Genomic DNA, 9,104 nt, shown 5'->3' with positions numbered 1-9,104 from the left:
CGTATACTCAACATTATGAGTATGGCTGTACATGGCGATCACAGGGCGCTATGTCATTGGTGAGAAGGGGGCAGGGATGTTGCTAAACAATAAGAGCAAAATGAGTCGTGCTGCAGTAGCACTCGGTTTGTCACTGGTACTAACGCCGCAGGCTGTGAGCCATGCGGCCATCACCTCCACGCTACCCAATTTAACGCACCACAGTTCGATGTCGGTTGCTGCCAGCCAGCAGCAGATTCAGCAGGCGTTCAGCGCCACTGAACAACCTTTCTATTTGCCCGGTTTAGCCGGTATTTATGCGTCGCGCGATATGGCTCCGCTATGGCAAGACCCGCAAGCGGTGCAGGCTTTCCAGCAGCAATTGGCGGAAGTGGCGCTCTCTGGCGTGCAGCCGCAATTCACCCGCTGGGTTGAGCGTCTGACCAATCCGAACATCAAAGGCCTGGCGCGCGACATCGTGCTCAGTGATGCGATGCTTGGCTATCTGCAGTTTGTTGCCAATGTGCCGACACAGGGCGAAACCTGGCTCTACAGCAATGTGCCTTACAAGCTGACCATGCCATCTCTGGCGGCCATCAATCAATGGCAAAATGCGGTGAACGGCGGCGGCAGCCGGACTTTTGTGGTCTCGTTGCAACCGCAGCATCCGCAATATGCGCCGATGCATAATGCGCTGAAAACGCTACTCACCGACGATCGCCCATGGCCACAGCTGCGTGATACCGTTACGCTACGCCCAGGGCAGATCAGTAATGATGTGCCTGCGCTGCGTGAGATTCTGCAACGCACCGGCATGTTGACCGCCAGCCATAGTACTACGCCAACGCCGGCGGAAGACGCGGTGCCAACTGCGCCGGTTCCGGTGAGCCAAAGCAATCAGCCGGTGGCGGTGAGCCCGTCTGCGGCAAACTTTGATGATATTGATGCGGCTCCGGCACTCGCTGCGACGCCTGAAGTGGCCAATAATGTGGCTGCTAATCCGACGGCAACCGGACCCAACGTGTATGACGCTGCGCTGGTGGAGGGCGTTAAACGCTTCCAGCACTGGCAGGGACTGGCCGATGACGGCGCAATTGGTCCGCGTACCCGTGAATGGCTGAATGTGCCGCCGCAGATGCGTGCTTCGCTGCTGGCGCTCAACATACAGCGCCTGCGTCTGCTACCGGATGATATGCATAACGGCATCATGGTGAACATTCCCAACTATTCGCTGACCTACTACAACAACGGCGCCACCATTTTGTCATCACGCGTGATTGTGGGTCGTCCTGACCGCAAAACGCCGCTGATGCGTAGCGCGCTGAATAATGTGGTGCTCAATCCACCGTGGAACGTGCCAACCACGCTGGTGCGCCAGGATATTGTGCCGAAGGTGAAACAAGATCCGACTTATCTGTATAAGCACGGTTATACGCTGTTGTCGGGCTGGAGTGCGGATGCGGAAGTGATCGATCCTTCGATGATTGACTGGCGTATGGTGTCGGCTGCGAGCTTCCCGTATCGCATTCGACAGGCGCCGGGCGCAACCAACTCACTGGGTCGCTACAAATTCAACATGCCGAGTTCGGATGCGATTTATCTGCACGATACGCCGAACCATAACCTGTTCCAGCGCGATATTCGTGCGCTCAGTTCGGGCTGTGTGCGCGTGAATAAAGCCTCAGAACTGGCCGATCTGCTGTTGCAGGATGTGGGCTGGAACGACGGCCGTATCTCAGACACCTTGAAAGAGGGAAATACCCGTTACGTGCCGATTCGCCATCGTATTCCTGTGAACCTTTACTATTTAACCGCATGGGTCGCAGATGACGGCCAGCCGCAATATCGTACAGATATTTACAATTATGATAATCCCGCCCGTTCCGGTAGTCAGGTACTGCATAAAGCCGGTCAGTTGTTACTCTAGTAATTGATTTGGCTGTTTTCTCTTCACATGAATTTAACCAAGACCAGTCTCGAAAATTTGATTTTGAGCTGGTTTTGGTCTTCTGCAACATATTCTGGGTTGACTGAGTCTTAGGCGGACGTTAATGTTCGGCCTTGTGTACTTTTCGCACATATTTTATCCGCTTTAGATTAGGTAACCTCGCTTCATGGCTAATATTGATTCTCAACGTCGTCGATTACTCTTGATTGGAGGCGCAGCAGCAGGATTATCACTGCTTCCTGACTCCGCTCTGGCTTCGCTTTCCACCGCCCGCCCACGAGTATTGACGCTTAGTAACCTTCACACCGGTGAAACCCTTAAAACGGAGTTTTTTAACGGTAAGCGTTATGACAAGGATGAGTTAGCCCGCTTAAATCACTTCTTCCGTGATTACCGCGCCAATCAGGTGAAGACCATCGATCCCCATCTTTTTGACCAGCTTTACCGCCTGCAAACATTGCTGGATACGCGTAAGCCGGTGCAGTTGATCTCGGGTTACCGCACCTTAGCCACCAACACCATGCTGCGTGAATCGGGCCCGGGCGTGGCGAAAAAAAGCTATCACACTAAAGGACAAGCGATGGATTTCCACATTGAGGGAATTTCGTTGAGCAATGTTCGCAAAGCGGCGTTATCTATGCGCGCCGGTGGTGTAGGATATTACCCGCGCAGCAACTTCGTACACATAGATACCGGGCCCGCAAGGCACTGGTCCTGATACCGGCAGCGCTGCGTGTGTCGGTCATGGAGCGCTATGAACTACCAAATTATTCCGGTTACGGCTTTTTCCCAAAACTGTTCAGTTATATGGGATGACGAAACCCAACAAGCCGCACTGGTCGATCCCGGCGGCGATGCGGAAACCATCAAAGCCGTGCTGGCAGAACGTGGTTTAACGCCGTCGCAGATCCTGCTCACGCATGGACATCTTGATCACGTTGGTGCCGCTGCCGAGCTAGCGGCACATTATCAGGTGCCCATTGTCGGTCCGCATCCGCTCGATGCTTTCTGGTTAGATAATCTGCCCACACAAAGCCGCATGTTCGGTATGCCCGAGTGCGCGCCGCTCACGCCCGATCGCTGGCTGGAAGAGGGTGAAACTGTGCAGGTTGGCAATGTCACGCTGGAAGTGCTGCTTTGTCCGGGCCATACGCCGGGACATATTGTGTTCTTTGATCGTGTAGGGCGTCTTCTGATTTCGGGAGATGTGATTTTCAACGGTGGCGTTGGACGCACCGATTTCCCGCAGGGCAGCCACAGCGACCTGATCGATGCGATTAAAACCAAGCTGTTGCCGCTAGGCGATGATGTGACTTTCGTGCCGGGGCACGGGCCTATCTCGACGCTAGGCCGCGAACGCATCAGCAATCCGTTCCTGCAAGAATAAAAAAATGGGCCCTTTTGGCCCATTTGTCGTTATTTGCCGCCTGATTTATAAAACTGCGACAATCGCCTCACACAGCGCCGACATATTATCTGGCGTCATGCCTGCCACATTAACGCGACCCGAGTTCACCGCATACACGCCAAACTCCTCACGCAGACGCACTACCTGATCTTTGGTCAGGCCGCTGAATGAGAACATGCCGTTCTGCTTGATGATGAAGCTAAAGTCTTGATTAGCGCCTTTCTCCGCCAGTGTGTTCACAAACAGCTGACGCATGCGCTGGATGCGCTGACGCATATCGGCCAGCTCCTGAATCCAGATGGTGCGCAGCGCGTCATTGCTGAGGATGGTGGCGACGACCGCCGCGCCGTGTGACGGCGGGTTAGAGTAGTTGGCGCGAATGGTGTATTTCACCTGGCTAAACGCAGTTTTGGCCACGTCGCTGCTCGCTGCAACCAGCGTTAATGCACCTACACGCTCATTATACAAACCGAAGTTCTTCGAGTAAGAGCTGGCAACAATCAGTTCCTGATGTGATGCGGCAAAAATACGCAGCCCTTGCGCATCTTCATCCAGACCGCGAGCAAAGCCCTGATAGGCGAAATCAAACAGCGGCAACCATCCTTTCTCTAGCGACAGTTGCGCCAGCTGTTGCCATTGCTCTGCAGACGGATCAACGCCAGTTGGGTTGTGGCAGCAGCCGTGGAACAGCACTACATCGCCTGCTTTGGCTTCCTGCAGCGATGCCACCATGGCGTCGAAATCCAGGCTGTGGCTTGCGGCATCGTAATAATCGTAATCACACACTTCAAGGCCAGCAGCGTTGAAGACATTGTTATGGTTAGGCCAACTTGGGTTGCTCACCCAAACGCGCTTGACGCTGGTCTGGTTTGCCAGAAAATCTGCCGCTACGCGCAGGGCGCCGGTACCGCCTGGCGTTTGTGCGGTGCATGCGCGACCCGCAGAAATCAGCGCGCTCTCTTTGCCGAACAGCAACTCCTGCGTGCATCGTGCGAAATCCGCCAGACCATCAATGCTCAGGTAGTTCTTGGTGGTTTCATTTTCCAGCAAATACTGCTCAGCTTTTTTAACACTGGTGAGGACCGGCGTTTTACCGGTTTCATCTTTATAAACACCAATGCCAAGATTGATTTTATTCGGCCGGTCATCGGCACGAAAAAGGTCAGCCAGTCCCAGAATAGGATCGGCGGGTGCGGCAGAGATCGATTCAAACATGAGTCAGTTCCGTTTAGGTGAACTTTAGCGAAATGAGCTATCAGGTTAACGTCAGTCGGCACGCTTGCCAACCGCTGATATAAAAAAGAAATATGTCGGTGAGATAAAGTAGATAAGCTAATTGCGAAGCCGATCACTGAAATGCAAAACGGAGCCCGAGGGCTCCGTTTTTAGGTATTACGCAATGCTAATCGGGTGATTAGAACTGGTAAACCAGACCAACGCCAACGGTGTCATCAGTAGAGATGCCAGCCGCGCGGGTGAAGTCGTTTTCGTCCATCAGGTTGATTTGATAATCAACATAGGTAGACATGTTTTTGTTGAAATAGTAGTACGCACCAACAGAAACATATTTGTAGATGTCTTGATCACCCCAGGTCTCGATGTCCTTACCTTTAGACTGGACGTATGCCAGGGATGGACGCAGACCGAAGTCGAACTGGTACTGAGCAACTGCTTCGAACTTCTGCTCTTTATTGATTGCGCCGCCTCGGGCTGGAGCAATATCGGTAGCATCAGTTGAAATCCAGGTTGAATTACGGGTTTCACCGTACATTGCTGCCAGGTACAGGTTGTTCGCATCATATTTCAGAGCGGTTGACCATGCGTCAGCTTTTTTGCTGCCGTTGCCATAGAAGGACGCTTCCTGGCCATTGGTACGGTCTGAAGAGGTGTATGCAGCAGAAACGCCAACACCGATGTCAGAGGTATAGGTCAGAGAAGAACCCCAACCGTCGCCATTGGCGCGACTCAGGCTGCGGCTGTTAGCGTTAGTGCCTTCTTCATTTTTACCCTGATACTGAACAGCAAACGCCAGTCCATCAACCAGACCGAAGAAATCGTTGTTACGATAAGTCGCCAGACCATTCGAACGACCAACCATGAAGTTATCAGAGTAACCAGAGTCACCACCGAATACTGGCAGAACGTCGGTCCATGCCAGCGGATCGTAACCTACACCGTAGTTACGGCCGTAGTCGAACGAACCGACATTGGCAATTTTCAGACCGGCAAAGCCCAGACGGGTTTTGTTGCCATTTTGAGCATCGCTAGCGCCTTCAGAGTTGTTAGCCTGAATGTTGTATTCCCACTGGCCGTAACCGGTCAGTTGGTCATTAATCTGAGTTTCACCCTTGAAGCCGAAACGCACATAAGTCTGGTCGCCGTCTGAACCTGAGTTATCAGAGAACTGATGACGCGCATCGACTTTACCGTACAGGTCCAGCTTGTTGCCGTCTTTATTATAAATTTCTGCTGCGTTTGCTGCACCAGCAGCCAACAGAGCTGGGATAACCACTGCAAGAATGTTGCGCTTCATCATTTTTTATTACCCTCATTGGAGTTATTTGGACATCTGCCACTGCTGCCAAGAAATCTTTACAGAACCTTGAAAGAAGTTTGATGTCTCCTGTGTCTGCACGCATCTTTCCATCACAGGGTTGCTAATTCTAGCCCGAAGATGATTCAAATCTCGCAATTAAGTATCAAAAGGAAAAATTGTATGACAATTTGTAAAAATTCGGGAACTTTGTGAGAGAACTCTAAATTTACAAAAATAAAAAAAGGCCGGCTAGGCCGACCTCTTTATATATATGAATTACTTATAATTAATCGCTAAATTTAGAAATTCGCGTTGCGAGGGGTACGTGGGAAGGGGATAACATCCCTTACATTTTGTACGCCGGTGACATAGGCGATTAATCGTTCGAAACCTAATCCAAAGCCGGCATGTGGCACGGTGCCGTAACGGCGCAGGTCACGATACCACCAATAATCTTCTTTATTGAGGCCCATTTCTGCCAGACGTGCATCCAGCACATCCAGACGCTCTTCACGCTGTGAACCCCCGATGATTTCGCCGATGCCCGGCGCGAGAACATCCATCGCCGCTACGGTTTTGCCATCTTCGTTCATGCGCATATAGAAGGCTTTAATGTCTTTCGGGTAGTTTTTCACTACCACCGGTGCCTTGAAGTGCTGCTCGGCGAGATAACGCTCGTGTTCGGATGAGAGATCCACGCCCCAGGAGACCGGGTTCTCGAAGCTCTGGCCGCTTTTCAGCAGGATTTCAACCGCATCGGTGTAATCCACCTGAGCAAAGTCGGTCTGTACGAAACGCTCCAGTCGCGCAACCGCATCCTTGTCTACACGCTCAGCAAAGAACGCCATGTCGTCGGCGCGCTCATTCAGCACAGCCTGGAACACATACTTCAGCATGGATTCTGCCAATGCGGCCGCATCATCCAGCGTCGCGAACGCCACTTCCGGCTCCAGCATCCAGAATTCCGCCAGGTGACGGCTGGTGTTGGAGTTTTCGGCGCGGAAAGTCGGACCAAAGGTATACACCTTAGACAGCGCACAAGCGTAAGTCTCGGCGTTGAGCTGGCCCGATACGGTCAGGAACGCTTCTTTACCGAAGAAGTCTTTATCGAAATCGATTTTGCCCTGCGGATCGCGCGGCAGGTTTTCCAGGTCCAGCGTCGAAACGCGGAACATCTCGCCAGCACCTTCGGTATCCGAAGCGGTGATCAGCGGAGTCGAAACCCAGAAATAGCCGTTTTCGTGGAAGAAGCGATGCAGCGCCTGCGCCAGCGTATGACGCACGCGCGCCACGGCGCCTACAAGGTTGGTACGCGGACGCAGATGCGCCACTTCTCGCAAATATTCGATGCTGTGACGTTTCGCCGCCATCGGATAGGTATCCGGATCGTCAACCCAGCCGGTAACTTCAACGTTAGTCGCCTGCAGCTCGAAAGCCTGGCCTTCGCCCGGCGATTCGACCACTTTACCGGTAATGATTACCGAGCAGCCGGTGGTCAGACGCAGCACTTCATCCTGATAATTATTCAGAGAATTATTGACGACGGCCTGAACGGGATTAAAGCAGGAACCGTCGTAAACGGCGATAAAGGAAAGACCAGCTTTGGAATCTCTTCGGGTACGCACCCAACCACGTACGGTGACTTCACTGTCAACCGCGACACGGCCGTGCAGTACATCCGCTACAGGCACAACGCTCATAAAGTTCTCTCTATATATAAAAGAAGGTGGATAAAAGCCCTTTTTCAGGGTTTTGCTATGTTACTTGCGAGCCCACAGGAAACAAGCAAAATTGCCGGGTAAACAGGAGATTTGTTGCGTGAGAGCAGGGCGCAAGCGCCCTGCTATAAGAATCAGCTGGCTCTTTTAACCAGCGGCAGATCGAAGGCTTTGCGCAAGGCGCGCACGAAGGCTTTATCCTGGCAAATGGTTTTGCCGGGGCTGTCGGAGAGTTTTGCCACCGGTTTGCCATTGCAGCTCACCAGTTTGATCACGATATTCAGCGGCGTAACGCCCGGAATATCGCAGGACAAGCGCGTCCCGATACCGAACACCACGTTGGCACGTTGGCCGAAGTGACGATAGAGCGCCAGCGCTTTGTCCAGATTGAGGTTATCCGAGAACACCAGCGTTTTGCTTTTGGGATCGATATCCAGCCGCTGATAGTGCGCAATGGCTTTTTCACCCCATTCCAGCGGATCGCCGGAGTCATGGCGCAGGCCTTGATAACGATGCGCAAAGCCCGGGCCAAAATCGCGCAGGAAAGCATCCATGGTAATGCAGTCGGTTAAAGCAATACCTAACTGATCGTCATACTCATCCAGCCAGGATTGCAGCGCCGCACGTTGGCTGTTCGCCAATACCGGGCTGATTTGCTGGTGCGCCTGGAACCATTCATGCGCTTGTGTACCCACCGGATTAAGCTGCAGGCGACGTGCCAAATCGTAGTTGCTGGTGCCCACCAGCCACGGAAACTCCGCTTTAAGCGTAGCGACGATCGCTTCCTGTACCGCTTTGGAGTAGCGGCGACGGGTGCCGAAATCCATTAGCTGGAAGCGCGACATATCCCAATCGCCGACCTGCTGACGGAAATTCGTAAGCTTGTGCTGCAAGTGCGCAACCGCCTGATCCACCCCCATCTGCGGCGTGCGATGGCGATGCACCACCTCACTGATCAGCGCCAGCAACGGCACTTCCCACAAAATCACTTCACGCCACGGCCCGCTGATCTGAATGGTCAGATGGCCGTTGTTGTTACGTACGTTGACTTGTGAGGGATCGAGGCGGAACTGGCGTAGCCAGTCAAGGTAATCGCGTTGGAAGAAAGGCAGCCCGCTGAGGTAGTGATACTCATCGTCGCTCAGGGCGAGCGTTTGCAGGGTTTCAATTTGTGCGCGGATCTCGTCCGCATAAATACCGAGCAGTTCGTCGCCACGGCAGCGAAATTCCGCCGTAACCGGGACATCATAATAGCGATGATAGACGGCCTGCTGCATGTGAAGCTTATACGCATCGGTATCAAGCAGCGTGGTCAAAATCGGGGAAGCATGTCCAGTCATGGTGCGTTTCAGCATCCTCTTCCGCGGAGCAGAGCCCGGTGTTCAACAAAGTCATAAAGACGCAGGAGTATAAAACAGTAATGACCGCGATCACACCATAATTGCGGGTGGCAGGTCGAGGGTCATTTGTGCCATTGTTAATGAATTGTAGCCTTTTCAACGAACGCACGCATTG

General features: G+C 52.9%; 7 protein-coding genes. 3 read left to right on the top strand and 4 right to left on the bottom strand.

Annotated features, from left to right (window positions below):
* Window positions 1-76 precede the first annotated feature (76 nt).
* The 3 genes from ldtD (at window position 77) to KVT28_RS05150 (ending at window position 3,314) form a co-directional block, all read left to right on the top strand.
* On the top strand, window positions 77-1,906 hold the full coding sequence (ldtD, locus tag KVT28_RS05160) for a L,D-transpeptidase (RefSeq protein WP_217547067.1): 1,830 nt from the start codon (window positions 77-79) through the stop codon (window positions 1,904-1,906).
* Between the two features lie 187 nt (window positions 1,907-2,093).
* Complete coding sequence (locus tag KVT28_RS05155) at window positions 2,094-2,645, top strand: YcbK family protein (protein WP_217547064.1); 552 nt, start codon at window positions 2,094-2,096, stop codon at window positions 2,643-2,645.
* Between the two features lie 36 nt (window positions 2,646-2,681).
* Window positions 2,682-3,314 carry an MBL fold metallo-hydrolase gene (locus KVT28_RS05150; protein ID WP_217547061.1) on the top strand — a complete coding sequence of 211 codons (633 nt, stop codon included), beginning with the start codon at window positions 2,682-2,684 and terminating at the stop codon, window positions 3,312-3,314.
* Window positions 3,315-3,359: 45 nt separating this feature from the next.
* On the opposite strand, the gene KVT28_RS05145 is transcribed toward KVT28_RS05150, so the two are convergent.
* The 4 genes from KVT28_RS05145 to pncB all read right to left on the bottom strand — a co-directional run bounded on the left by KVT28_RS05145 (window position 3,360) and on the right by pncB (window position 8,944).
* Window positions 3,360-4,550: an amino acid aminotransferase gene (locus KVT28_RS05145; protein WP_192413848.1), complete on the bottom strand. Its 1,191-nt coding sequence runs from the start codon at window positions 4,548-4,550 to the stop codon at window positions 3,360-3,362.
* A gap of 199 nt (window positions 4,551-4,749) precedes the next feature.
* Window positions 4,750-5,871 carry a porin OmpC gene (ompC, locus tag KVT28_RS05140; protein ID WP_271459973.1) on the bottom strand — a complete coding sequence of 374 codons (1,122 nt, stop codon included), beginning with the start codon at window positions 5,869-5,871 and terminating at the stop codon, window positions 4,750-4,752.
* 299 nt (window positions 5,872-6,170) lie between these two features.
* Window positions 6,171-7,571 carry an asparagine--tRNA ligase gene (gene asnS / locus KVT28_RS05135; RefSeq protein WP_101760942.1) on the bottom strand — a complete coding sequence of 467 codons (1,401 nt, stop codon included), beginning with the start codon at window positions 7,569-7,571 and terminating at the stop codon, window positions 6,171-6,173.
* A 152-nt stretch (window positions 7,572-7,723) separates the two neighbouring features.
* On the bottom strand, window positions 7,724-8,944 hold the full coding sequence (gene pncB, locus KVT28_RS05130) for a nicotinate phosphoribosyltransferase (protein ID WP_254633439.1): 1,221 nt from the start codon (window positions 8,942-8,944) through the stop codon (window positions 7,724-7,726).
* Window positions 8,945-9,104: the final 160 nt, after the last annotated feature.

The organism is Pantoea sp. GbtcB22 (genome assembly GCF_019091025.1).
GTDB classification, from domain to species: Bacteria; Pseudomonadota; Gammaproteobacteria; order Enterobacterales; family Enterobacteriaceae; genus Pantoea; species Pantoea leporis.
The sequence above is the reverse complement of the archived record's forward strand: the minus strand, read 5'-3'. Positions and strand labels throughout refer to the sequence as shown.

What these genes read in the sequence shown, in the direction of transcription:
- asnS (WP_101760942.1), bottom strand. Translation starts at nt 7,571, where the DNA reads ATGAGCGTTGTGCCTGTAGCGGATGTACTGCACGGCCGTGTCGCGGTT.
- KVT28_RS05145 (WP_192413848.1), bottom strand. Translation starts at nt 4,550, where the DNA reads ATGTTTGAATCGATCTCTGCCGCACCCGCCGATCCTATTCTGGGACTG.
- KVT28_RS05155 (WP_217547064.1), top strand. Translation starts at nt 2,094, where the DNA reads ATGGCTAATATTGATTCTCAACGTCGTCGATTACTCTTGATTGGAGGC.
- KVT28_RS05150 (WP_217547061.1), top strand. Translation starts at nt 2,682, where the DNA reads ATGAACTACCAAATTATTCCGGTTACGGCTTTTTCCCAAAACTGTTCA.
- pncB (WP_254633439.1), bottom strand. Translation starts at nt 8,944, where the DNA reads ATGCTGAAACGCACCATGACTGGACATGCTTCCCCGATTTTGACCACG.
- ldtD (WP_217547067.1), top strand. Translation starts at nt 77, where the DNA reads ATGTTGCTAAACAATAAGAGCAAAATGAGTCGTGCTGCAGTAGCACTC.
- ompC (WP_271459973.1), bottom strand. Translation starts at nt 5,871, where the DNA reads ATGATGAAGCGCAACATTCTTGCAGTGGTTATCCCAGCTCTGTTGGCT.